The sequence below is a fragment of the Roseateles sp. GW835-FHT13E02 genome (assembly GCF_058794035.1).
The window spans coordinates 102,422-126,850 of the sequence record NZ_JBXAGJ010000019.1; the positions used below are offsets into that span (position 1 = coordinate 102,422).

The 24,429-nt window shown below is 67.4% G+C and carries 18 protein-coding genes; 9 read left to right on the forward strand and 9 right to left on the reverse strand.

The features are described from left to right. Positions 1-41 precede the first annotated feature (41 nt). Positions 42-1,034, forward strand: a complete 993-nt coding sequence (locus AC1Q6P_RS18135; protein WP_492665359.1) for a dienelactone hydrolase family protein — start codon at positions 42-44, stop codon at positions 1,032-1,034. Positions 1,035-1,039: 5 nt separating this feature from the next. Here the strand turns inward: AC1Q6P_RS18135 and AC1Q6P_RS18140 are convergent, their stop codons facing one another. Beyond that, positions 1,040-3,877, reverse strand: a complete 2,838-nt coding sequence (locus AC1Q6P_RS18140) for a M16 family metallopeptidase (protein ID WP_492665360.1) — start codon at positions 3,875-3,877, stop codon at positions 1,040-1,042. A gap of 303 nt (positions 3,878-4,180) precedes the next feature. Here AC1Q6P_RS18140 and AC1Q6P_RS18145 point away from each other — a divergent pair, with 303 nt between their 5' ends. Further along, entirely contained in the window at positions 4,181-4,951 is a 771-nt protein-coding gene (locus AC1Q6P_RS18145; protein WP_492665361.1) for a hypothetical protein, read from the forward strand. Positions 4,952-5,390: 439 nt separating this feature from the next. Here AC1Q6P_RS18145 and AC1Q6P_RS18150 read toward each other — a convergent pair whose 3' ends face one another. The 3 genes from AC1Q6P_RS18150 to AC1Q6P_RS18160 form a co-directional block, all read right to left on the reverse strand. Continuing rightward, entirely contained in the window at positions 5,391-6,251 is an 861-nt protein-coding gene (locus AC1Q6P_RS18150; protein ID WP_492665362.1) for a substrate-binding periplasmic protein, read from the reverse strand. A gap of 67 nt (positions 6,252-6,318) precedes the next feature. Continuing rightward, the gene (locus AC1Q6P_RS18155) at positions 6,319-7,566 is read right to left on the reverse strand and encodes an MFS transporter (protein WP_492665363.1); all 1,248 of its coding nucleotides are present in this window, start codon (positions 7,564-7,566) and stop codon (positions 6,319-6,321) included. Between the two features lie 28 nt (positions 7,567-7,594). Continuing rightward, on the reverse strand, positions 7,595-9,004 hold the full coding sequence (locus AC1Q6P_RS18160) for a DNA recombination protein RmuC (RefSeq protein ID WP_492665373.1): 1,410 nt from the start codon (positions 9,002-9,004) through the stop codon (positions 7,595-7,597). Between the two features lie 131 nt (positions 9,005-9,135). Between AC1Q6P_RS18160 and AC1Q6P_RS18165 the strand changes: the two genes are divergently transcribed. From AC1Q6P_RS18165 to AC1Q6P_RS18190, 6 genes are all read left to right on the forward strand, one after another. Next, positions 9,136-13,428, forward strand: coding sequence for a hypothetical protein (locus AC1Q6P_RS18165; protein ID WP_492665364.1), 4,293 nt, complete (start codon positions 9,136-9,138; stop codon positions 13,426-13,428). Positions 13,429-13,464: 36 nt separating this feature from the next. Then, entirely contained in the window at positions 13,465-14,439 is a 975-nt protein-coding gene (locus AC1Q6P_RS18170) for a DMT family transporter (protein ID WP_492665365.1), read from the forward strand. Further along, positions 14,436-14,858, forward strand: a complete 423-nt coding sequence (locus AC1Q6P_RS18175) for a PACE efflux transporter (RefSeq protein ID WP_492665366.1) — start codon at positions 14,436-14,438, stop codon at positions 14,856-14,858. Before AC1Q6P_RS18170 ends, AC1Q6P_RS18175 begins: the two co-directional genes overlap by 4 nt. 614 nt (positions 14,859-15,472) lie before the next feature. After that, entirely contained in the window at positions 15,473-15,967 is a 495-nt protein-coding gene (locus AC1Q6P_RS18180) for a hypothetical protein (protein WP_102766344.1), read from the forward strand. Between the two features lie 742 nt (positions 15,968-16,709). Further along, the gene (locus tag AC1Q6P_RS18185) at positions 16,710-17,567 is read left to right on the forward strand and encodes a glycoside hydrolase family 19 protein (protein WP_492665367.1); all 858 of its coding nucleotides are present in this window, start codon (positions 16,710-16,712) and stop codon (positions 17,565-17,567) included. 44 nt (positions 17,568-17,611) lie between these two features. Beyond that, the gene (locus tag AC1Q6P_RS18190; RefSeq protein ID WP_492665368.1) at positions 17,612-18,025 is read left to right on the forward strand and encodes a VOC family protein; all 414 of its coding nucleotides are present in this window, start codon (positions 17,612-17,614) and stop codon (positions 18,023-18,025) included. A gap of 32 nt (positions 18,026-18,057) precedes the next feature. On the opposite strand, the gene AC1Q6P_RS18195 is transcribed toward AC1Q6P_RS18190, so the two are convergent. The 5 genes from AC1Q6P_RS18195 to AC1Q6P_RS18215 all read right to left on the reverse strand — a co-directional run bounded on the left by AC1Q6P_RS18195 (position 18,058) and on the right by AC1Q6P_RS18215 (position 23,395). Further along, the gene (locus AC1Q6P_RS18195) at positions 18,058-18,945 is read right to left on the reverse strand and encodes a hypothetical protein (protein ID WP_171826870.1); all 888 of its coding nucleotides are present in this window, start codon (positions 18,943-18,945) and stop codon (positions 18,058-18,060) included. A 224-nt stretch (positions 18,946-19,169) separates the two neighbouring features. Beyond that, positions 19,170-20,153, reverse strand: a complete 984-nt coding sequence (locus AC1Q6P_RS18200; RefSeq protein ID WP_492665369.1) for a 2-hydroxyacid dehydrogenase — start codon at positions 20,151-20,153, stop codon at positions 19,170-19,172. A 15-nt stretch (positions 20,154-20,168) separates the two neighbouring features. Beyond that, positions 20,169-21,548, reverse strand: coding sequence for a sodium:proton antiporter (locus AC1Q6P_RS18205; RefSeq protein WP_492665374.1), 1,380 nt, complete (start codon positions 21,546-21,548; stop codon positions 20,169-20,171). 61 nt (positions 21,549-21,609) lie between these two features. Next, entirely contained in the window at positions 21,610-22,332 is a 723-nt protein-coding gene (locus AC1Q6P_RS18210; protein WP_492665370.1) for a nitroreductase, read from the reverse strand. A gap of 115 nt (positions 22,333-22,447) precedes the next feature. Beyond that, complete coding sequence (locus AC1Q6P_RS18215; protein WP_492665371.1) at positions 22,448-23,395, reverse strand: histone deacetylase family protein; 948 nt, start codon at positions 23,393-23,395, stop codon at positions 22,448-22,450. A 244-nt stretch (positions 23,396-23,639) separates the two neighbouring features. On the opposite strand from AC1Q6P_RS18215, the gene AC1Q6P_RS18220 reads away from it, so the two are divergent. Then, entirely contained in the window at positions 23,640-24,197 is a 558-nt protein-coding gene (locus tag AC1Q6P_RS18220; RefSeq protein ID WP_102766338.1) for a phasin family protein, read from the forward strand. Positions 24,198-24,429 lie beyond the last annotated feature (232 nt).

The window sequence follows — 24,429 nt, forward strand, 5'->3', positions numbered from 1 at the left end:
ACTTCACATCCAACTCACAAGCGGCTGGCTACTCTGCGCCCATGAACAGCGACAGCCACCCCATGCGCCCGGGTTTGCCAGGCCTCCCAACTCCACATTCACAGCCCGGCCGCCACTGGCCACGCCGTCTCGCAAGAGTCGGTCTGGCCCTGCTGGGGCTGGCCCTCTTGCTCGGTCTGCTGTGGTGGCAGCTCTTTGCCCTGCGCCCCTACCAGCCCAGCGCCCAGGACCTGGCCGCGCGCTACGCCCATGCCGGCGCCGTGCCGATCACGCCGCAGCTGCGCGCCCTGGGCCCGCACGCGCAGGAGATTCGCTTCATCAGCTTCGACGGCGCGGCGGTCAACGGCCGCATCCAGTACCCCAGCGATCCGGCCCAGGCCAAGGCGCCGTTTCCGCTGCTGGTCGCCATGCATGGGCTGGGGCGCAGCCATATGCGCTGGTGGCAAGCAAGCTACAAGGGCGGCGAAACCCTGGAGCACACCCACCTCGTCACCGAGCTGGCCTTGAAACAAGGCTATGCCGTGCTGGCCCTGGACGCACGCCGCCATGGCGAGCGCAAGAACCTCGACTACAGCGTGCTCGACCTGATGCGCGATATGGACCTGTGGGGCAAGCGCGAGCCCTATGAGCAGATGATCATCGACAGCATCAAGGACTACCGCCTGCTGCTGGACTGGCTGCTCCCACAGCCGCAGATCGACGCCCGCCGCGTGCAGACCACCGGCTACAGCATGGGCGGGCAGATGGCGCTGATCCTGGGCAGCCTGGAGCCTCGCATCACGGCAGTGGCCGCCATCGTGCCGCCGCATCTGGACGACAAGGTGGCCGCCGTGTCACCGCAGCGCTTTCTCCCGGGGCTCGCGGGCAAGAAGAAGCTCTGGCTGCTCAGCGCCGAGGATGACGAGTACGCCAGCGCCGCGCAGAACCAGGCCCTGTTCGACGCGATGCCCGGCGCCGCCAAACAGCACCTGCGTTTCCCCGGCGGCCACATCCTGCCGCGCGACTATCCCGAACGAATGGCGCCCTGGTTCTGAGCCCGTCAAAAGTCTCCCGCCGTGGACACCACAAAGCGCTCGCGGCGGATGTGGCGTGCCCAAGCGGCATTGGCCTGCTCCAGCGTGACGGCGCGGATCTGCGCCTCGCGCTGCGCCACGGCGGCCCAGCCCTCGCCACGCTCGGCCAGGTGGCCCAGTGAGGCGGTCAGCTGGCCGTCGTCGCTGCGGCCCTGCAGGCGCGCCTCCAGCACATTCTGCTTGGCGCGTGCCAGCTCGGCCTCGCTGATGCCTTCGCTCGCCATGCGGGCCAGCTCTTCGTCCACCAGGGCCAGCACCTTGTCGCGGTTCTGCGGTGCGAAGCTGCCGCCGATGGACAGGGTGGCGTCATTGCCCCAGCGCGGCACGCCCAGCGAGGCGCCGATGCCGTAGCTCAGACCTTCCTGCTGGCGCACGCGCGCCGCCAGCCGGCTTTCCATGCCACCGGCGCCGAAGACCTGGGTGGCCAGCATCAGAGGGAAGTAGTCAGGGTCCATCTCATTGAGCGGAAACTCCAGTCGCATGCGCAAAATCGCATTGGCCTTGTCCTTGGCCTTGACGTCAAAGCGGGCCGCGGGGATGTCCACATGCTTCCCCTCATAACGCACAAAGCGCGCGGCTGACGGCTTCTTCCAGCTGCCGAAAAGCCGCTCGACCGCTGCATCCAGCCCATCGGGCAGGGCGCCCACCACGGTGACCCGCGCCTCGTTGGCCGACCAGTAATCGGCGTGGAAGCTGCGTACATCGTCGAGGCGGATGGCCTTCACCTCGGCCAGGCGCTGGTTGACGCTGAGCTGGTAGTCCGGATGGCCTTGCACCACGCCGAGGGCAAAGTTGTAGTGCTCGCGGGTGGCTTCCTGACGCAGGGTTTCCAGCTCCAGGCGCGAGCCCTCCAACGCAGCGATATGGCGCTTGACCACGCGTTCGAAGGCATCGGCCGGCAGCAGCGGCCGCTGCAGCAGATCGGCCACGATGGCCAGGGCTTCGAGCAGGCTGTCCTTCTCAGCCGTGAGGTTGATGGTGGCGCCCTGGTCGACACCGCCGATGGACAGGCCGGCCTTGAGGCGGATCAGTCGGTCCTGCAGCGCCTGCTTGTCCAGGCCCTGGCTGCCTTCGAACATCAGCTCACCGACCCAGCCGGTGCCGCGCCGGGCAAAGGTCGGCTCGCGCTCGCCCCAGCGCAGCTGCAGCTGCAGATGGACGGTGTTGCCACGGGTGCGCTTGGCCAGGGTCTGCAGCTCGATGCCGCTGGGCAGCACGGTGCGCCGCGTGCGCTCGGCCAGATGCTCGGGCGTGGGATCGAAGCGCTCGCCATCCTCCAGCTTGGGCGGGCCCTTGAGCTCGGCCAGACGTTGATCGAGCGGAGGGGCCGCCGGGATCTCCACCCGGGTGACCTCCTTGGACGGCACAAAGCGGCCCAGAGTGCGGTTGGCCGGCAGCAGATAGGCCTTGCGCACTCGCTCCACATCGGCCAGGGTCACACGCGGCAGGTCTTCCATCAGCTGGAACAGCAGGCGCCAATCGCCGGCACCCAGCAGGCCGGAGATCTGCTGGATCAAGGCCTCAGGCTTCTTCATCTGCTGGCGGTAGGAGTTCAGCGCCACCTCGCGCACGCGCTGCAACTCGCTCTCCTCAAAGGGCTTGCCGGCCCGGCCTTCGACCAGATCGAGCAGCAGCTTCTCCACCTTCTCGCTGTCGGCCTGCGCGGCCGGTATGGCCATGGCCGAGATGCCGCCGGGCGCCGCCTGCCCCAGGCCAAACAGGCCGGCGTTGATGGCCAGCTTGCTCTCCACCAGCTCCTTGTAGAGCTGGCCGCTGGGCGGCATGGACATCAGCAGGCTGAGCACCAGCAGCGGCGCCGAATCGGCATGCGAGATGGCAGGCACATGGTAGTAAGCCAGCACCGTGGGCTGGCCACCGACGCGGCGCACGGTGACCGTGCGCTCGCCGTCCTGAGCCGGCTCTTCGGTGTACAGCACAGGCAGGGCTTGCGCCGGCTTGGCCAGCGGGCCGAACTGCGCGGCAATGCGCTGCAGCACGGCCGCCTTGTCAAAGCGCCCGGCCACCAGCACCGTGGCGTTGTCGGGCCGGTAGAAGCGCTTGTAGAAAGCCTGCAGGCGCTCGATCGGCACGTTCTCGATGTCGCTCTTGGGGCCGATGGTCGAGTTGCCATACGGGTGCCAGTCGTAGGCCACCGATTGCACGCGCTTGAACAAAACCTGCATGGGCTCGGTTTCGCCGCGCTCGAACTCATTGCGCACCACGCTCATCTCCTTGTCCAGGTCAGACTTGGCGATGAAGCTGTTGACCATGCGGTCGGCCTCCAGGCCCAGCACATAGGCCAGGGTGTCTTCGTTGGCGTTGAAAGAGGCGAAGTAATTGGTGCGGTCGCTGGTGGTGGTGCCGTTGAAGCGAACGCCGCGCTCGGCAAAGGCGCCGGGAATGTCTCGGTGCGTGGGCGTGCCCTTGAAGACCAGGTGCTCCAGCAGATGGGCCATGCCGAACTCGCCCTGGCTTTCGTGGCGGCTGCCGACGCGGTAGGTGATGTTGACCGTGGTCGTGCTCTGCGCTTCATCGGGAAAGAGCAGGATCTGCAGGCCATTGGGCAGGCGGTACTCTTCGATGCCGCCGAGCTCGCGCACAAACTCGGCCTTCACCACCGCGGCGGGCGCCGCCGCCCGGGCCGCAGGGGCTGGCACGGGCTTGGCAACCTTGCCGCCGCTGCCGGCCTTGCTGGACTTGGCCGCCGGGGCCGCAGTCTGAGCCGAAGCCAGCTGAACCGGCAGCCACACCAGGCTGCAGGCCAGCAACAAGGCCGAAACACGGAAACGAGTGGGCATGTGCATGAGGAAAGACCAATCCGCCGGATCCAGCCGGCACAGAAAAAACCAGGCCGCCAAACATATTCGCAAGCGAACCGCGAGCATGCGAGCGGCGCGCAAAACCGCGAGCCACGACAGGCGGCCCGTGGCGGCATTCTGAAGGATGCATCGGCCGCCTCCGCCCGCCACGGCGCGGCAAGCTCCACAAAAGTTCAGAAAACGATACTTACCTGAGCCTGGCCATCACAGGAGTTCACAAAGCGGATCCGCAGGCGACACTGCGCCCCGTCCGAGCCCATCTGGCAATACCAACCGCACCTCGACACCATGAGCGCCAACGCACCCTTTTCCCCGCCCCTGCCCCACCGCCCCGCCCCGGCCCTGGGGCGACCCGCCTCGCTGACGGCCTTGCTGGCGACCTTGGTGGGCTTGAGTGCCTGCGTCACCACGCCCACACGCATGGCCGCACCCGGCGATCTGGACCAAACGGCCGAGGTGCTCGATGTCGGCGCCCGCGCCAAAGGCACAGGCCTGTTTGCGGCCGAAGACTTCCAGGTCGGCCCCTACCAGGTCAGCCATGTCAAGCGCGGCTGGACCAGCAGCGACAGCAGCTCGCTGGGCCTCTTCAGCAGCAAGACCCAGAAGCAAGGCTTCAGCTACCGCTTCAAGGGTCAGCGCGATTGGGACGGCAGCTGCGAGTACCGTTCCAAGGAACAAGGCCTGAAGATCGGCGTGCAACTCGAGAACAACAAGGCCACGCTGGACTGCAGCTGCCGCCATGGCGAACAGACCGTGCGCCTGGAGCTCAAGGACGAGTGGAAGCCGCTGGAGGGCCGGCTCTACGTCGGCGGCGCCGAGTACCGCATGAGCCAGATCGCCGAGCGCCGCACCCAGAGCGGCATGCCGGTCGAGCAAAGCCTCAAGTCCCCGGCCCTGGGCTACCGCGTCGACAGCCTGCGCGGCAGCGCCGTCGCCGCCGTCGAGGTGCTGCATCCGGGCCGCATCTGGCAGCAGCGCCAGCTGCCGGCCGATCAACGCGAACCCATGGCCTGCGCCCTGGCCGGCCTGATGCTCTACGGCCCGCAAGACGGCCGCTGAACCGAGCCGGCCGACCGTTCGTCGGAACCCTCACTTTGGGGGAGCTGAAAGCTGCGAAACCCCTGCCTAGACTCGCGTCCATCGCCGAGCAGGCAAGACGTTTTAGCAGTTCACATGACAAACTATTTCAGCGGTAAGCAGGTGTTACTGGCGCCCGTTTGGGCGCCCATCCTGGCCCTGGCCTTGGTGGCCGGCAGCCCCGAAGCGACCGCCGCCGAGTCTGGCGACGCGCTGAAACACAAGCCGCTTGTTCGCGTTCAGCTCCAGGCCCATATCCACGGCCCAGCCCTTTCGTAGATTCCTCAAGTCCGTCTGCAGCCGGCTCCCCAGCAGACAGCCTCCCTGCACCAGAACCCAGTCGCTCACGAGCGGCCGGCCGAAGCCCAGACGATCAAGCCCCCTGCGACAGAGAGAAAGAGAGAGTGTGCGAGGGGGGCGCTCAATCCGCACTCAGCTTCAGGTACTTGGCCACCAGCCGCTCCTGCTCGCTCTGGCGAATTTCTCCCAGGGCCCGCCAGATGCGCGCGCTGAGCTTGGGGTGGCGCTGGTGGAAGGCATGGCTGATCTGCAGGAAGTAGTCCTTGCTCATCAGCGGTGGCTCCAGCTTGACGATGGCGCGGTCGAATTCGGGCGTGTTGCGCAGCACATGCTCGGCCGCTTCGCTGAGCTGGGCAAAACCCTGGGCACGCCCGGCCAGCAGCATGCGGAACGCGACCTCGGCTCGGTCCACCTCGGACACGCTCACGCCGGGCAGCTTGCGCAGCTCATCGATGATGGCGTAGCCGCGCATGGCCACCAGCTCCAGCGGCCGCTCGGGGCCGGTGAAGCGCTGGCCGTCCCAGCTCAGGCCGGCATCGGCTCGCGTGTAGAGCTTGTAGCTCTTGGTGTCGATGCGCAGGGCCCGATCGGGCTGGCCGTTCTTCATGGGATACAGGCCGATCTTCAGGCGCTCAGGCTTGAAGCTGCTGGAGAAGATGGCATCCACCTGGCCGGTTTCCAGCTCGGCCAGGCAGCGGGCCCAGGGCCGGCGCAGCAGCAGCACGCGGATCTCGCCGCCCAGGCGGGCCGGCAGCATCTGCACCATCTCGACGATGATGCCGGGGTTCTCGGTCGGCACCGTCGAAGTGCCGGTGTGGTCGGGGCTGACCTTGTCTTCGAAAGCGATGCGGAACTCGATGCCGCCGCCCTTCGCCGGCAGCTGGGCATTCACATGGCGGGGCCACAGCGCTGGCACGCCGACCTGCAGCAAGACCAGGGCACACGCCAGGCGGCGGCGGCCTGAGGAGCCAGGATTCGCCATGATGTCTGCACCTCTCCCCGGCCGCGCTTGCATGGAGGCAGCCGTTTGGATCAGTATAGGTTCGACCCTAGCCCTGCGCGCGCTCTTCCGGCGAAGCCAGGGGCTCATGCGCCAGCTGGCGGCTCAAGGCGCGGGCCGGCAGCTGCGCCAGCAGTAGCGCGCTGGCCATCAGCCACATGGGCGCGGCCGCCACGCTGGCCGCCGCCAGCAGGCCGAAACCCACCGGCATGGCCACGGTCGCGCCATTGGTGGCCAGCATGCGCAGGCCCAGGGCCTGGCCGTGACGCTCATGCGGCGTGACCTGGTGCAGCATGGACAGCACCATGGGCTGCACCGAGCCAAGGGCCAGGCCCAGCAGAGCCGAGCCGGCCATCAGGCCGGCCGTGCCTGGCAACCAGTAATACCCTGCCAGCACCACGGTGGCCAGCAACATGGCGCTGCGCAAGGCCTTGAGCTCATCGAGATGCTGGGAGAAGCGCACGATGGCCAGACGCACCACCGTGGCCGCCACCGCAAAGCTGCCCAGCACCACGCCGATGCTGGACGCACTCAGGCCACGCGCATGGCCGACCACCGGCACGACAAAGCTGTGCGCATCCCAGCACGCAGCCAGCACCACATTGAGCAGCAACAGCTGGCGCAAGGCCGGCTGGCGCAGCAGGTCCCAAGCCGGGCGCGCACGCTGGGCCGCGCTTTGGGGCTTGGGCGGGTGGCGCGGCACGCGCCGCGCCATGAGCCAGCACAGCAGAGGCAGCAAGGCCGCCAGGGCGAAGGCCGCGCGGAAGCTGACATGGTCGATCAGCAGGCCTGCCACCACCGGCGCCAGCGCATTGGACAGCGCCGGCCCCAAAGCCACCCAGCTGAACACACGCTTGAGCTGCGAGGGCTCGTCGGCCATCAGCCCGGCCTCGCGCTGAATGGCCACGGCCGCCACGCTGAGCGCACCGCCGCTGAGCAGGCAGCTGAAGGCAATCGTCCAGACGCCCTGCCAGGCCAGGGCCACACAGGCGCCGAACAAGGCCATGCTGACGCCGATGCCCACCGGGCGGTGGAAGCCATAGCGGTCGGCCTGGCGCCCGGCCCACAAGGCCAGGGCCATGGGCGCCACGGCAAAGAGGCTGAGCAAGAGGCCCACGGTCCACTCGCCATAGCCCTGATCGAGCACCCAGAGGCTGGCCGCCACCCGGGTGCTGGCCATGCAGGCATGCAGGGTGATCAGGGTGGCGATCAGCCAGGGAAAGGCGCGGCGCAGTGCGGCTGCGCTGGCGCGATGGGCCGGGGTGTCTGGATCAATGGGGTCAGGTTCGTGGGTCAAAGGAACATGCTTTCGAAGAATGGCGCCTTCAAACAGCTGCAGGCGGTCGTTCTCCTCCTCCGCGCGGCGCCTCGTCGGCACCGTCTCTGCCGCCATGGAGCGGCTCCTCGTCCCCCGGCAGGCTCAGGCGCAGCAGCTGCTGGGCGGCATCGTCCGGCAGCGCTTCCACGCTCTTGAGCTTGCGTGTCATCACCCGCGTGCGGGTCTCGGCCGCATCGATGGTCTGGCTGGCTTCATCCAGCTTTTTCTTGGTCTTGGCCAGCACCTCGCCGAACTTGCCGAATTCGGTCTTGACAGCGCCCAGCACCTCCCAGACCTCGGCCGAGCGCTTCTCCAGCGCCAGGGTGCGGAAGCCCATCTGCAGGCTGTTCAGCGTGGCCAGCAGCGTGGTCGGGCCGGCCAGCATGACCTTGTGCTCGCGCTGCAGCGCCTCCATCAGGCCGGGCCGGCGCAAAGCCTCGGCGTAGAGGCCTTCGGTGGGCAGGAACAGGATGCCGAAATCGGTGCTGTGCGGCGGGGCGATGTACTTCTCGCGGATGCTGCGCGCCTCGGCGCGCAGGCGCTGCTCGATGGCCTTGGCGGCAGCCTCGGCGGCGGGCGCGTCGGCGCGATCTTGGGCATCGAGCAGGCGCTCGTAATCCTCGCGCGGAAATTTCGCGTCGATGGGCAGCCACAGCGGCTGGCCGTCCTGACGCTGGCCCGGCAGGCGGATCGCAAACTCCACCCGCTCGGCGCTGCCCGGCAGCGTGGCCACATTGGCCGCGTACTGCTCGGGCGTGAACACCTGCTCCAGCAGGCCGGCCAGTTGCACCTCGCCAAAGATGCCGCGCGTCTTGACATTGCCCAGCACCCGGCTCAGCGAGCCGACATCGCGCGCCAGGCCCTGCATCTCGCCCAGACCCTGGTGCACCTGCTCCAGGCGCTCGGCCACCTGCTTGAAGCTCTCGCCCAGGCGCTGCTCCAGCGTGGCGTGCAGTTTTTCGTCCACAGTGGCGCGCATCTGCTCGAGCTTTTTCTCGTTGTCCTGCTGGATCAAGCCCAGGCGCTGGTCCACGGTCTGGGCCAGGGCGCGCAGCTGCTGGCCGAGCTGCTCGGCCAGGCGCTGGCCGGCGGCGTCCTGCGCCTCGCGGGCGGCAATGGCCTGCAGGCCCAGCGACTGGTTGCTCTGCTGCAAGCCCTGGCTCAGCGCCTGCTGGAAGCGGCCCAGGCTTTGCTGCAGCTCCTGGCGCGTGGCGGCGCTGCTGCGGCTGAGCTCGTCACGCAGCTCGCGCTCCAGGCGCTCATTGCCCTGGCTGAGCTGCTGCTGCAGGCGCAGCAGGGTCGGGTCTTGCTCGCCCACCTGGCTGGCCTGCCCCTGGCGCCAGAGCAGGAACAGCGCCAGCAGCATCAAGACCAACAAAGACAGCAAGAGCAACTCGACAAGACTCATGACCCGCATTGTCTCAGCCATGGCGGCAGCGGCTCGCGCTACGGGCGGTGGCCGCACATGCGCCTGGGGTTCTCCGCCCTGGCATGCCGTGGGACCGGGCAGTTAAGCTGCGCGCTCTGATGGAGCCCAGGAGCACTGGCATGAGCCTTGAATCCCAAACCTTGCAAGTCCAAGGCCGCCTGATGCAGCGCCTGCTGGGCCTGCTCCTGCTCGGCAGCAGCGCCTGGGCCGCCGCGGCCGGCGCCCTGAGCCCGCAGGAGCTGCCGCCCGCCCTGCGCGACTGGCTGCCCTGGGCCCTGCAAGGCCAGGAGAGCCAGCTCTGCCCGCTGCAGCCCGGCCGCCCCGGCGAAACGGAGCTGCGCAACTGCCTCTGGCCGGCCCGGCTGGAGCTGCGCGCCGGGCCCGGTGGCGCCAGCTTCCGGCTGGAGGTGCAGGTCTACGGCACGGCCCAGCTGCTGCCCCTGCCCGGCGAAGCGGCCGACGATGCGCCGGGCGCGGGCTCCGGTAACAGCAAGCCCAGCCTCTGGCCACAGGACGTGAAAAGCGCCGGCAAGCCCCTGGCCGTGGTGCTGGCCCAGGGCCGGCCCAGCGTGCGTCTGGAGCCGGGCCGCCACGTCATCGAGGGCCAGATCCCCTGGGCGCAGATGCCGCAAGGCCTGCTGCTGCCGCCCAATCTGGGCCTGCTCAATTTCTGGCTCGAGGGCCAGGCGCAGAAGCGCACACCCGATGCCCAGGGCCGGCTCTGGCTGAAGGCCAGCCGCGAGGACAGCGCCAGCAGCGAAGCCTTGAGCGTGCGCACCGCGCGCCTGATCGACGACCAGGTGCCGATGCGCATCAACACCCACATCGAGCTGGCCGTCTCGGGCCGCGCCCGTGAGCTGGTGCTGCCGCAGGCGCTGTTACCGGGCCTGGTGGCCGAAGCGCTGAGCAGCGCCCTGCCCGCCCGGCTGCGCGAGGACGGCGCCCTGCTGGTGCAGGCCCGCCCGGGCCGCTGGACCGTGGAGCTGCTGGCCCGCGGCATGGCGCCCACGCAAGCGCTGCAGCTGCCCGCCTCCACACCCAAGCCCGGCGAGAGCCCGCTGGGCGAGGAGGTCTGGGCCTTTTCGGCGCACAACGAACTGCGCGTGGTCAGCATCGAAGGCGCGCCCGCCGTGGACCCCAAGCAGACCGTCATGCCCGAGAGCTGGCAGAGCTTTCCGGCCTACCGCATGGCGCCCGGCGCCACCCTGCAAATCAAGCAAAGCCGGCGCGGCAACCCTGAGCCGGCGCCCGATCAGCTGCGCCTCTCGCGCCAACTCTGGCTTGATTTCGACGGCCAGGGCTACACCGCGCAAGACCGCATCGAGGGTGAGCTGAGCCGCTCCACCCGCCTGGAGCTGGCCGCGCCGGGCGCCCTGGGCCGGGCCGCGCTCGATGGCCAGGACCAGCTGATCACGAGGCGGGGCCCGAGCGCTGCTGCTTCGGCACCGTCCCAGCCCAGCGCCCCCGATGGCATCGAGGTGCGCCAGGGCACGGCCAACATCAGGGCCGAGAGCCGCTGGGCCCGCAGCGAGGCCTTGCCGGCCAGCGGCTGGAGCGGTGATTTCCAATCGGCCCGCACGGGCCTGCACCTGCCGCCCGGCTGGCGCCTGCTGCACGCCAGCGGGCCGGACCGGGTGGACGGCTCCTGGCTGGGCGCCTGGACGCTCTGGGACTTCTTCTTCGTGCTGCTCAGCGCCCTGGCCGCCGGACGCCTGCTGGGCTGGCCGCGCGGCCTGCTGCTGGGCGCGGCCCTGGTGTGCAGCTGGCATCTGCGCGATGCGCCGCAGTTCCTCTGGCTGTTCTGGCTGGGCCTGATGGCCGTCAACAAGGCCCTGGGCAGCATGAGCGACAAGTTCGCCCGCCTTGCCCTGCTGCTGCGCCGCGCCGAGCAGGCCTGCATGGTGGCCATCGCCTTGCTGTTGCTGCCTTTTGGCGTGGACCAGCTGCGTTATGCCATGTATCCGGCCTTGGACCAGCCGGCCATGACGCATGGCCTGCCCCAGGCTGAAACAGCAGTGCCTGCGGCAGCCCCGCCCTTCATCCCGCCGCCCGAGATGGCCGTGCCCGCGCCTGCCGGCTCCAGCTACAGCCGCCTCAAGGAAGCGGTCAGCGATGCAGCGCCTGTGCCTCAAAAGGAGCCGCGCCGTTTGGACCAGGCCGACCCCAGCGCCCGCGTGCAGACCGGCCCCGGCCTGCCCAGCTGGCATTGGCAGGAACATGCCCTGGTCTGGCAAGGCCCGGTGCAGGCCGATCAGGCGCTGCAGCTCTACCTGCTGCCGCCGGCCGGCACGGCGCTGGTGCGCGTGGCCAGCCTGCTCTTGATGCTGGCGGCCCTGCTGGCCCTGGCCAGCGGCCGCACGGGTCAGCCCTGGTGGCCGCGGCGGGCAGGAACCGGCGCTGGCACCAGCGCCGCACTGGCCCTGACCTTCGCGCTCGGCTTGAGCCTGCCTGCCGATCCGGCCCATGCCGAGAATGAGCCGGCCAAGCCCGCGCCTGCGGAGAAGGCCCAGAAGTCCAGCGGCCTGCAGCCGCCGTCGGAGGCCTTGCTGGCCGAAATGCGCCAGCGCCTGCGCCCCGCCCCGGACTGCCTGCCACGCTGCGCCGAGCTGGCCCGCCTGAACCTGCAGGCCGAAGGCTCGCGCGTGCTCTTGCGCCTGGAAGCCCATGCGCAGGCCGATGTGGCCCTGCCCCTGCCCGGCCAGGCCGGCGCCTGGCAACCGAGCCAGGTGCTGCTGGACGGCCAGCCCGCGCCGCTGCGCCGCGATGCCCAGGGCCAGCTCTGGATCGCCCTGAAAGCCGGCATCAGCCAGATCAGCATGGAGGCCGATCTGGGCGCCACGCCGGTGCAGGAGCTGGACATCAGCCTGCCCCTGCCGGTGCGCGAGCTGAAGAGCCAGCTGCGCGGCTGGCGCCTGCAAGGCCTCAATGCCCAGGGCCTGCCCGGCGCCGCGCTGAGCCTGCTGCGCGAGCAAAGCGCAGGCGATGACAAGACCGCAGCCGGTGCTGATGCGCAGAACAACCCGCGCGACGCCCTGCCCGCTTTTGTGCGAATCCAGCGCCAGCTGGAGCTGGGCCTGCGCTGGACCGTGCACACCCGCATCGAGCGCATCGCGCCCAGCCGCGCGCCGCTGCGCGTGCAGTGGCAACTGCTGCCCGGCGAGGCGGTGCAGGACAACAGCGTGCAGATCAGCGAGGGCCTGGCCAGCGTGCAGCTGGGCGCGGCCGAGGTGCTGGAGTTCGACAGCGAGCTGCGCCCGCAGGCGCAGCTGACGCTGAAGAGCCACCCGGCCACCCAGCAGATCGAGCAATGGACGCTGGACGCCTCCACGCTCTGGCATGTGGAGCACCAGGGCCTGGCCCCGGTGGTGCACCAGCAAGGCGGCCGCTGGCAGCCGCTGTGGAGGCCCTGGCCCGGCGAGCAGCTGACGCTGAATTTGAGCAGACCGGCTGGCGTGGCCGGCCCCACCCTGACCTGGGACCAGGTGCTGACCGAGGTGACGCCCGGCGCGCGCAGCAGCGACTTCAAGCTCAGCGCCACCCTGCGCTCCAGCCTGGGCGGCCAGCAGACCCTGCAGCTGCCCGCCGGTGCGGCCTTGCAAGGCCTGAGCCTGGACGGCGCCGACCTGCCCCTGCAGGCCAAGAACGGCGCCCTGCAGCTGCCCATCACCCCCGGCGAGCACCGGCTGGAGCTGCGCTGGCGCGCTGATGATGGCGGCATGGGCTGGTGGTTCCGCAGCCCCAGTGTGCAGCTGGGCGCGGCCGGTGTGAACGACAGCCTGCAGATCCACGTGCCGGGCGACCGCATCGTGCTGGCCCTGGGCGGGCCGCTGCTGGGCCCGGCCGTGCTGTTCTGGGGCGCGCTGCTGGCGGTGGCGATTCTGGCCCTGGGCTTGAGCCGCGTGCCGGGCCTGCCGCTGAAGCTATCGGCCTGGCTGCTGCTGGGCCTGGGCCTGGCGCCGGTGACCCTGTCCGGCCTGGCCTGGGTGGTGGCGGGCTTCTTGCTACTCTTGCTGCGCAAGCGGCATGGCCCCGGCCTCGCGCGGGCGCCCTTCATCGGCCTGCAGCTGCTGCTGGGCTTCTGGGCCTTGGGATGTGTGGCCGTGCTGCTGCAGGCGCTGCAGGTCGGACTGCTGGGCCTGCCGGACCTCCTGATCACCGGCCATGAATCCCATGCCAGCCTGCTGCGCTGGTACGCCGACCGCTTCAGCGCTGGCGCCGGCACGGCGCAAGCCTGGGTGATCAGCGCGCCGCTGTGGCTCTACCGCCTGGCCATGCTGCTCTGGGCCCTGTGGCTGGCCGCCTCCCTGCTGCGCTGGCTGAAATGGGGCTGGGACTGCTTCAGCGAAGGCGGGCTGTGGCGCGAAGGCCCGCCTCGCAAAACCGCGAGCCCCAGGGGCGGCGCTGACAGCTGAAGCCCGCGTAGACCGCGTCACCACAAGGCACACCTCTTGATAAATCCAAGCACACAGCAGCAGCCCCGCCAAGGCCAGGCCCTCTTGGGTCTGCTGGCGGCCTGCTCGGCCGGCATGCTCTGGGGCACCGGCGCCTTGGTGGTCGATGTGCTGGTCAGCCGTCACGGCTTTTCGCCCGAGAACATTTCCTTCTGGCGCTTCAGCGTTGGCGCCCTGGTCTTGCTGGCCGTGTACGGCCGGCAGATCGACTGGGCCGTGTTGAAGAGCCTGTGGCTGACCCTGGTGGCGGCCGGCGCCGCCATGGCCGGCTATGTGCTGTGCTGGTTCTTAGGGATAGAGCGCATCGGCCCTTCGGTGCCCACCTTGATTGCGCTGTGCCTGCCGCCCGTGCTGGTGACGCTGATCGGCCTGACCCGGGGCACCGAGGCGCCGGGCTTGGGCCTGTTCGCCGCCCTGTGCGCCGCCCTGGCCGGCACGGTGCTGCTGGTGCTCGGCCATGGCGCCGGCATCGATGTCGCGCACACACACAACCTGTGGATCGGTGTCGCCTTCTCGGTGGCGTCGGCGCTGCTCTACACCGGCTTCACCCTGGTGAGTTCACGCCTCTCAGTGAGCATGGGGCCGGGCCCATCGAGCGCCTGCCTCACCGTCATCGCGGCAGTGAGCACCAGCCTGTTCGCGCTGATCCACCCGTTTCACTGGCCCGACTCGATTCCGCCGCAAGCCTGGTTTTTGTACCTGGGCCTGGTGACCGCCGCCCTGGCCTTGCTGGCCTTCAGCTGGGGCTCAGCACGTTTGAGCCCCAGCACCCTGACCGTGGCCACCTTGATGGAGCCGCTGACCGCCGTGCTGCTCTCGGCCTTGTTTCTGAACCAGAGCTTGAGGTCCAGCCAATGGCTGGGCGGCGCTTTGCTGCTGCTCAGCATCTGGGTGCTTGGGCGGCGACAGGCCGCCGTCACAGGCAAGAAGGCCGGGCAAAACCCGCCGTCCTGCGACACTCCGGGCCCATGAGCCCCCGCCAACGCCGCGTCCTTCAAGCCCTTTTGCACGAAGCCATCGCCGTGGCCATGGTCGGCCCGGCCGTCGCATGGATGTTTGCAACCTCCCTGCAGTCTTCGGCCCTGCTGGCCCTGGCCATGTCCAGCATCGCCCTGGCCTGGAACTATGTCTTCAACGCCCTGTTCGAACGCTGGGAGGCGCGTCAAACGGTCAAGGGCCGGTCCTTGGGTCGACGCCTGCTGCACGGCATCGGTTTCGAAGGCGGGCTGGTGCTGTTCCTGGTGCCGCTGATGGCCTGGTGGCTCGATATCAGCCTGCTCGAAGCCCTGATCGCCGACCTGGCCATCCTGGCGTTTTTCTTTGTCTACGCGATTGTCTTCACGTGGGCGTTTGATCGGGTGTTTGGGTTGCCGGAATCGGCCAAGGCATGAGCAAGGGAGTTTGGGGAAATCGGAGCGCCAAATCAGATGCAACCCTGTGATGCTTTTGTCGTTCTTTTGGTAGCCCTTTACCCGATCCCCAAGAGAAGGAAACAATGCCAAATCAAGCGCTTGCCTCAAGCAATCGATGCTTCGAGCCGTTGATGACGCCGAGGTTCGGTCGTAATTTTGTCGTCCAAAATTAGCGTCAAAGCGCATGCCCGAAACTTTCCTCGCCGAGATCCACCTGCTATCTGCGGAGGATGGAGGGCGCGTCGGCCCTTTGGTGTCGGGCGAATGGCGAACTGTCCTCGGCATCAAAGACGAGCATTGGTCTGCGCGAATGCAGCTTGATGATGCCCCTGCGCCGGGTGAGTGCTTTCGAGCGACGGTCCAGTTGCTCGTCCCAGAAGCTAAGCAGCACTTCCTCGCAGGCGCCAAATTCACGGTGTGGGAAGGTGGCACGAAGGGAGTCGGTCATGTTTTGCCCCCTGCGCTTTAACCTTTTGGTCAAGCGGACCTGCGCCAGCTACGCTGGATGGTCCGCTTACCGCGAACGTTCGACCTCACATGACGATATGCTCGTCGGAGAATTTTCAACGACAACTCACACGAGGAGAACACGAATGAGTCAAATACTGGCGATCCTTTCAGCAATAGCGCTCTCGATTTCGATCACTGGCTGCAGCCTTGCACCCATAGCCAAAGAGCTGCCTCTAGCGGCAGGTTCACCGATGGCTCCTTCAACCGAAGCCAACCTTGGCAAGGTCGTGTTCCTGAACGAGAACCCAAAGATCTACCGCAATGACTCCGACTTGCGCAACGTACATGGGCTGGACCGTGACCTTTGGAAAATGGCAGGAACAGGGCGCATCAACATCGCGGTGAACGGTAAGGGGCTCGGACAAGTGCACGTTGGGGAGTTCCTTGCTACCCTGCTTCCGTTTGGCACCTACGAAATTACTCTAGTGCACCAGGACATGGTCAACTTCGAGTCGAAGCATCAACTGGTGGTGAATACGCCTCACAAGCTCGTCGCGGTCTTCCCAACAATCACCTCCAACACCTTGGAGGTTGTTCCCGCAAGTCGCGGGCTTGGCGAGTACAAAGAAGCCAAGTAGTTAAGTTGGCGAGTGCCTCCACCATGAGGTCAAACCCCTCCATCGAACTGACAGTCACAAGAGGGCGTCGCCCCTTGTGAGTGCATCTAATGTCAAGCCTCAGCCCTCACACGAGGCTCGGCCTCATAACTCTCAAAGCCAGACCCAGTCCAAGCTGTGGAACTAGCCACGGGCACTCCGCTTGGGCTCAATCGAATTCATCCATCGTTCACCCTCTGAGATGAGAGGCTTGTGCACAGTACTTTCATCAGGCGGGCATGCGCCAATGGTTCTGGCTCACCCTCTTCTTTCCATCTGGGATCTTCTTTGCATTTCACTGGGCACTCGGCCTCGCTATGGTTCTTGTCGGCCTTGGCCTGACGCTGATCGCTCTGAATCGATTCGGCGCTCTCGAATCCGGGCCAAAGCATGGCTAGGCTTGTTATGCGCTAGCGGAGACTGTGGCCGACTTTGTCCCTCCAGCAGTCGGGCAATGGCGAGCCATCCGAAGGCACGCTTCTTTCTGAGCCGATGGCTTCGAACCAGCGCGAGCCGACGCGCTTCGCTGAGTGCTTCGAGAGAAATCGAATAGGCCGCGAGGCAGGGTATAGCACTGCAGCATGGCCGACTCATACCCATTGCAGCGCGATGAGCTAGGGGTTGGTCGAAGCTGCTTCGCCCCCGATGATGAGCCCGGCACTGCGAGGCCGACTGACGCCGGCGCTGCAGCTGAATGCCAACCATCACCCGGAGCCCCACCGCCATGACACTTGCCATCACCGCAGAACACCTGGCCCAGATCGCTGGACGCAAGACGGCCCTGATGCCGGCCTTGGCCGAGTGGATGAACCAGCTGTGCCCGCAGTACCAGATCGACACAGCCCAGGAGTACGCGCATTTCCTGGCCCAGGCCTGCCACGAGACCGACCATTTCAAGACCCTGCGCGAGTACGCCTCGGGCAGCGCCTACGAGGGCCGGGCCGATCTGGGCAACACGCAGGCCGGTGACGGGGTGCGCTTCCGCGGCCGCGGTATTTTTCAGACCACAGGGCGGGCCAACTACCTGCAGCTGGGCATCAAGAAAGGCTCGCGCGATCTGTTCATCAACAAACCGGAGCTGCTGGAAGAGCCCGAGATGGCGGTTTGGAGCGCCTGCGAATACTGGCTGACCCGCAACCTCAACGACGCGGCCAACCACCCGGACAGCGACCGCCTGAAGAAAAAATACAAGGGCGCAGTACTGGACCTCTCGCCGGTGGAGTTCATCAGCTACACCGTCAACGGCGGCAACCGCGGCCTCGAAGACCGCAAGGCTTTCTACGCCAAGGCACTGGCGATTCTGAGCGAGGCTGAAGCGGGCAGCCGCGAGATGCCTGCCATGCCGCCGATGGCGGGGCTGGCCGCAGCGGGCAAGAGCAAAAGCAATAAAGCCAAGAGCAGCAAGTCCGAGGCCAAGGTCGAAAAAGCCGAGAAAGCCGGAAGGACGGAGAAGGCCAGCAAGCCCAAGAAGACGGAAGCCAAGGCCGCAGCCAAGTCAGCCCCCAAGCCCGACAGCAACAAAGCCAAGAAACCCAAGGCTGCGGTGCGAACCGTCAAGGCCAAGGCCAAAGCCAAAAACTGAGGCCGAATCACAGCAGCCCTATTTCCAGCGAAGCAAGCACCCTCATGAACAGCGACACGCCCGTTAGCAGCCCCAGCCGGGTCACCGGCATCGGCGGCATCTTCATCAAATCCAGCCAGCCCGAACGGCTGCGCGATTGGTACCGGCGCCACCTGGGCATCCCCGTCGAGGCCTGGGGCGGTACGGCCTTTCGCTGGCGCGGCGAACACAACCCCGAGGGCCAGGGCAGCACGGTCTGGAGCATTTTTGATGCCGCCAGCAGCTACTTCGACCCCAGCCCGGCCCCCTTCATGGTGAACTACCGCGTGGCCGATCTGCATGCCCTGCTGGCCCAGCTGCGGGCCGAGGGCTGCCAGGTCGACGACAAGGTGGATGAATCCGAGTACGGCAAGTTCGGCTGGGTCATGGACCCCGACGGCAATCGCATCGAACTCTGGCAGCCGCCCGAGGGGCAGTAAACGGGGCGGGCGCCGGGACCAGGCGCCGCCGTTCAGGGCTTGGGCGTTTCGGCAGGGGTGTCGACCTTGCGGGCCGGGCTGACGATGACGTCGCCGGTCACGGCGCGCTCTGACGAGCGCTGCACGACGTTGCTAAGGGCTTGAGACAAGAAGCCCGAATCGAACATGCGGCCGATGTTGATCGCGGTCGAGTTCGGGTCGTGGTAGCGGACGCTGTCCCGACGCACTTCGCGCTTCTTGACCGCCAGGGTGCGCGCATCCAGCGTCACCGTCTGGAAGTACATGTAGACGGCGACGAACACCGAGCTGGCGCCCTTTTCGCCGGTCTTGGGGTCGATGGTCTGGTAGTCACCATCGGCTTGGCCTTCAGCCTGCAGGCTCAGATCGCCATTGCCCGAGGACTCCAGGCCGGTGTAACGCTCGCGGGCAAGCGGTTGAATATAGATGCCAATGCCGGCCAGGCGCTCGCCCATGCCCTTGACACTGGACATGTGCCATTTGGGCAAGACCGCCACGATCTCGTCCCACTGGCCGCGCTCCGGCACGGCGCGCAGGTGCTCGATCAGCAGTGACTCCAGGCGCTCCTCGCGCTGGACATAACGCTTTTCGTCGACGTAGGCCATGGCCTCTTCCGGCGGCAGCCAATCCAGCAGCACGCGGCGGGTTTGCGGTTCGCTCTGCTTGAAGCCCTCATCGATGCCGTCCAACACCAGGCGATTCAGCGTCACCGGGTCCAGCCGCACTTCCTTGCGGGTGTAGGGCGCCAGATGGGTGCCGGTCTGCTCACGCTGACGCACGATGGTGATGCGATCACCAATGGCCGAGATCACCGCCACGGTGCGCGGCACCGGGCTCGTCGCGCCTACGCTGGCTTCGGCAGTTTCGGCCTGGGCCGCGCCACCCAGACTGAAAAGCAGCATCGCAGCTGCAGACCAAGTCGGCCAAGCCGCGGGGTCCCGCCGCTCAGCGGGTGCGCGCAGGGCGCATCGATCGCTTGTTTTGCCCTTGTTCCAAAGCATGTGACCCTCCTGGTTTTCTTTTTTATCAGCGCATCTCAGCGGATGCGACAGGCGGGGGATTCTGCCTTGTCTTCAGCTCAAACCGGACGCACGCTCCGCGCGCTGTGCGCGGAGCGACAGTCGGCTCAAGGGTTGAGCAAGGTGGGCATCGGCTGCCCGCTGAATGCAGCCCGCAAATTGGCCTCGGCCAGCTCGCACATCGCCCGCCGCGTCGGCACCGAGGCGCTGGCGATATGCGGCGTGAGCACGACATTGGCGCAGGCCAGCAGGTCCGGGTGCACCTGGGGCTCGCCCTCGAAGACATCGAGGCCGGCTGCGGCCAGTCGACCTTGCTGCAGCGCGCGGGCCAGGGCCACATCGTCCACCACGCCGCCCCGGGCGATATTGGTCAGGGTGGCGCTGGGCTTCATCAGGGCCAGGTCTTGCTCGGCCACCAGGTGGTGAGACGCCGGCGTGTAGGGCACGACGATGACGAGGTGATCGGCCTCGCGCAACAGCGCCTCCTTGCTGACCCAGCGGGCGCCGATGGGCGCCTCGTGCTCGGGCGCGAGGCGGCTGCGGTTGTGATAGATCACCTTCATGCCAAAGCCCAGGGCGCCGCGCCGTGCGATGGCCTGGCCGATGCGGCCCATGCCGAGGATGCCCAGGGTGGTGCCGTGGATGTCGGCGCCAGCGAACAGGTCCACCCGCCATTGCTTCCAATCGCCGCGGCGCAGGTAATGCTCGCTTTCGCTGATGCGCCGGGCCGCGGACATCATCAAGGCGAAGCCGAAGTCAGCCGTGGTTTCGGTCAGCACATCGGGCGCATTGCTGACGCGCACGCCGCGCGCGCTGCAAGCGGCCAGGTCCACATTGTTGTGGCCCACGGTCATCAGGCTGATGACGCGCAGCTCGGGGCAGGCGTCCAGCAGCTCGGCCGTGATCTGCTCGGTGCCGGAGGCGAACAGCCCCAGCTTGCCTTGCAGGCGCTGGCGCAAGGCTTCCGGGCTCAGGGGCTGATCGTCATCGGCGTAGTCGAGGTCAAAGGCCACGGCCATGCGCGCGGCGATGTCCGGAAAGATGCGGCGGGCCAAGAGCACGCGCGGTTTGGGGGCGGCAAGGTTCGACATGAAGAACAACACTCCTCAGAACCAGATCAGGCTCATCACGACAAACAAGGGGATCAAGACCGCGCCCGACCAGACCATATAGCCAAAGAAGCTGGGCATGGCGATGCCGCGCTCTTCGGCGATGGCTTTGACCATGAAGTTGGGCGCATTGCCGATGTAGCTGTTGGCGCCCATGAACACCGAGCCGGCCGAGATGGCCACCAGCGTGGGCGCCAGCGTCGTCATCAGCTGCGCCGCATCACCCCCGGCCAGGTTGAAGAACACCAGATAAGTCGGCGCGTTGTCCAGGAAGGACGAGAGCAAGCCGCTGAACCAGAAGTAGGCCCAGGGCATGGGCTGGCCATCGGGCGCGGTGACGGCGCGGGTGACGGCGGCAAACGCCCCCTGCTCGCCCGCCTTGAGCATGGCCAGCACCGGCGCCATGGTCACGAAGATGGCGGCAAAGAGCTTGGCCACCTCCAGCATGGGCGCCCAAGAAAACTGGTTGCGCGCACGCACATCACGGGGCGTCAGCACGACCGAGGCCAGGGTCACCAGGATCAGGGCGCCATCGCGCAGCAGGGCCGGCAGGCTCAGGCTCACGCTGCCGAGCTGCCAACCCGGGTGCGCCGGCTTCCACAGCCCGCTCATCAGCACCAGGCCCACCACCACGCCGAGCAAGGCGAAGTTCAGGCCGCCCTCGATGCCGAAGCGGTGGTCGTCCGGCGTGGGGTCGCGCGGCAGCACGCCTTCGCGGCGGTAGAAATGGCGGTCCAGCCCGTAGAAGATGGCCAGCAGGCTGCCCACCATGAACAGGGTCTGCGGCGCCAGGTTCTGCAGGGTCCAGAAGAAGCTCACGCCTTGCAGAAAACCCAGGAACAGCGGTGGGTCGCCCAGCGGCGTCAGCGCGCCACCGGCATTGCTGACGATGAAGATGAAGAACACCAGCACATGGACGTTGTGGCGGCGGTTGTCGTTGGCGCGGATCAGCGGCCGCACCATCAGCATGGACGCCCCCGTCGTGCCCATCACGCTGGCCAGGGCCGCGCCCACCGCCAGCAGGCCGACATTGAGCCCCGGGCTGCCATGCAGATTGCCGCGGATGAAGATGCCGCCCGCGGTGGTGAACAGCGCCGTCAGCAGGATCACAAACGGCAGGTACTCGGCCACGGCGGTGTGCAGCAACACGCCGCCCGTCGTGCCGGCGCCCTCACGCGCCAGCAGCGGCAGCAGCAAAACCAAGGCCCAGCCGGCGCTGATCTTGCCGAAATGGCGGTGCCAGATCGCCGGCGCCAGCAAGGGCATCAGGGCGATGGACAGCAGCAGGCCCGCAAACGGCAGGCCCCAGAGCGCGCCGAAACGGCTGCCGTCCAGATCGGCCGCCAGGGCCGGGCCGGCGGCGCCCGCCAACAGCATCGCCGTGACCCGGCTGCCCCAGGTGCGCAAGACCTGGCCCCTCTTCACGCGCCCGCCGCGCTCAATCACGGTAGAAGCGCGTGAATTCGGCCACCGCTGCGCGCTCGGTCAGCAGGCTGTTCTCCATCGCGGCGGGGTCGGCGTGACCGAGCGCCATGCCACAGACCACCATCTGGCTGGGTGCCAGCTGCAGCTCTTCGGCGATCAGGCGGTGGAACTGGGTGAATGCGGCCTGCGGGCAGGTGTGGAGGCCGCGGCCGCGCGCCGCGATCATCACGTTCTCCAGGAACATGCCGTAGTCCAGCCAGCTGCCCTGCTGCATGACGCGGTCGATGGTGAAGATCAGGCCGACCGGCGCATCGAAAAACTGGAAGTTGCGCGAATGTTGCGCCTGCATGCGGGCCTTGTCGGTCTTGGCGATGTTCAGCAGGCCATACAGGTCCCAGCCCACCTTGCGGCGGCGGTCGATGTAGGGCGAGACCCATTCGGTCGGGTAGTAGGCGTATTCCTCCGTGTGCTTCGCCAACTCGGCCGGGTCGAGGTAGGCCGCCTGGATGCGGTCCACCAGGCGCTGGCGCGCCGCGCCGGTCAGCACATGGACCTGCCAGGGCTGGGTGTTGGTGCCCGACGGCGCCCGGGACGCCACGTTCAGGATCTCCTCGATCTGACTCTCCGGCACCTCGGTGGGCAAGAAGGCGCGCATGGAGCGCCGGGTCACGATGGCGGTGTCCACGGCGGCCGTGTCGGCAGGCGTGGGTTGCTGGAACAGATTGGGTGAGGTCATATAGCGCGCGCAGCGTCCGGGTGGGCAAAAGACAAAGAAGAAAGAGGCGTGGCCGAAACAGCCGACGGTCGGGGGAAATTCAACCACAAAGGTTCAAGACGACCGGCCCCAGCCTTCACCGCAGCCGCCACGCCGCCCAGGCCCTGACTGCTTCGTTGAGCGTGTTGGCTTGCACCGCCACCGTGGTGGCGATGTCGTGGCCGTAGCCGCCGGCCATGCTGAGGGCCACAGGGATGCCACGCTGGCGCAGGGCGGAGAGCACGCGCCGGTCGCGTTCCAGCAGGCCGGCGCTGCTGAGCTTGAGGCGGCCGAGGCGGTCGCCTTCGTGCGGGTCGGCGCCGGCCAGGTAGAAGGCCAGGCCGGGAATGGCACCTGCGGCGGCATGGCGAGCCCAGATCTCTTCGAGCGCCTGGCCCAGCGCCTGCAGATAGGGCTCGTCGCTGCAGCCATCGGGCAGCTCCACATCGAGATCGCTGCGCTCCTTGCGGGCCGGGAAGTTCTTGGCGCCGTGCATGGAGAAGGTGAACACGCTGTCGTCGCCCTCAAAAATGGCGGCCGTGCCATTGCCCTGGTGGACATCGAGATCGATCACGAGCACGCGCAGCCGCGAATCGCCCGGCCCGGCCTGCGCGCTCCACTCCCGCTGCATCAGGCGCGCGGCCACCGCGACATCGTTGAAGACGCAGTAGCCCGAGCCCCGGTCGGCAAAGGCATGGTGGGTGCCGCCGGCCATGTTCGCGGCCACGCCCTCGGCCAGGGCAGCGCGGGCTGCCGCAATGCTGGCGCCTACCGAATGAAGCGAGCGCGCCGCCATCGAGGGCGACCAGGGGAAACCGATCTCGCGCTGCTGGGCCGCGCTCAACTGGCCCTGCAGCACCGCGTTCACGTACTCCGGCGTGTGGACAAGGCAGAGTTCCGCCTCGCTGGCAGCCGGCGCCGGCGCCATGCGCAGCAGACCGGGCTCGGACTCGAAATGCTCGCGCAGCAGGCGGTACTTGCTGGCGGGAAAGCTGTGACCCGGCGGCAAGGCCAGGGAATGGGCGTCGGAATGAAAGGCCTGCATAGGTGCACACCATAGCGGGCGGTGGCATTCCGTGCCTGTCATGGGGGCGTCACCGCGCGGCGCCAAGCTGCGGAAGAAGGCAGGAATTCCGGCGAATCCCCCTAATTTGCTGCGCCGCAGCAAAAATGTCTTGCAAAGCCGCCCGGCATCCCTATACTTCGTTTTGTTGCAGTGCAACATTTATCGCTGTCGAACGATTTCATCCATCGAATCAACGGGGGTCACCCCCCATCAGGAGTGCTCCATGCTGACTACCGAACAAATCATCGCCGCCCACAAAGCCAATGTCGAAACCCTGTTTGGCCTGACCAACAAGGCTTTCGAAGGCGTGGAAAAGCTGGTCGAACTGAACCTGCAAGTGGCCAAGACCGCCCTGAGCGAAGTCGCTGAGTCGACCCACGCCGCCCTGTCGGTGAAGGACGCTCAAGAGCTGCTGGCCCTGCAAAGCGCCCTGCTGCAGCCCAGCGCCGAGAAGGCCGCTTCCTACAGCCGCCATCTGTACGACATCGCCTCCAGCACCAATGCCGAAGTGGCCAAGGTCGCTGAAGCCCAGCTGGCCGACATCCAGGCCAAGTTCTCGGCCGTGGTCGAAAACGCTGCCAAGAACGCACCGGCCGGCACCGAAAACGCCGTCGCCCTGGTGAAGAGCGCCGTCGCTGCCGCCAACAACGCCTTCGAGACCGTGCAAAAGGCAGCCAAGCAAGCCACCGAAGTGGCCGAAGCCAACTTCGAGGCCGCCACCAACAGCGCCGTCAAGGCCACCCAAACGGCCACCCGCGCTTCCAAGCGCGCTGCCGCCTGAGCCTTCTCGCATCAGTTGTCTCCTCGGCACCGCTGAGGCCGGCCCCGCCGGCTCCCAAACGTGCCCTTCAAGCCCAGCATCCGCTGGGCTTTTTTTCGTCTGTGAAGCTGTTCATGTAACCGCACACGGTGAACCTACGCCGTCTTGATCTGGCTCGCTGCGGTGGCTCGGCCCGCCGCCGGGCTCATGGTTCGCGGGTCGGCTCTGCGAGCCGACTCCCCTCGGTGCTCAC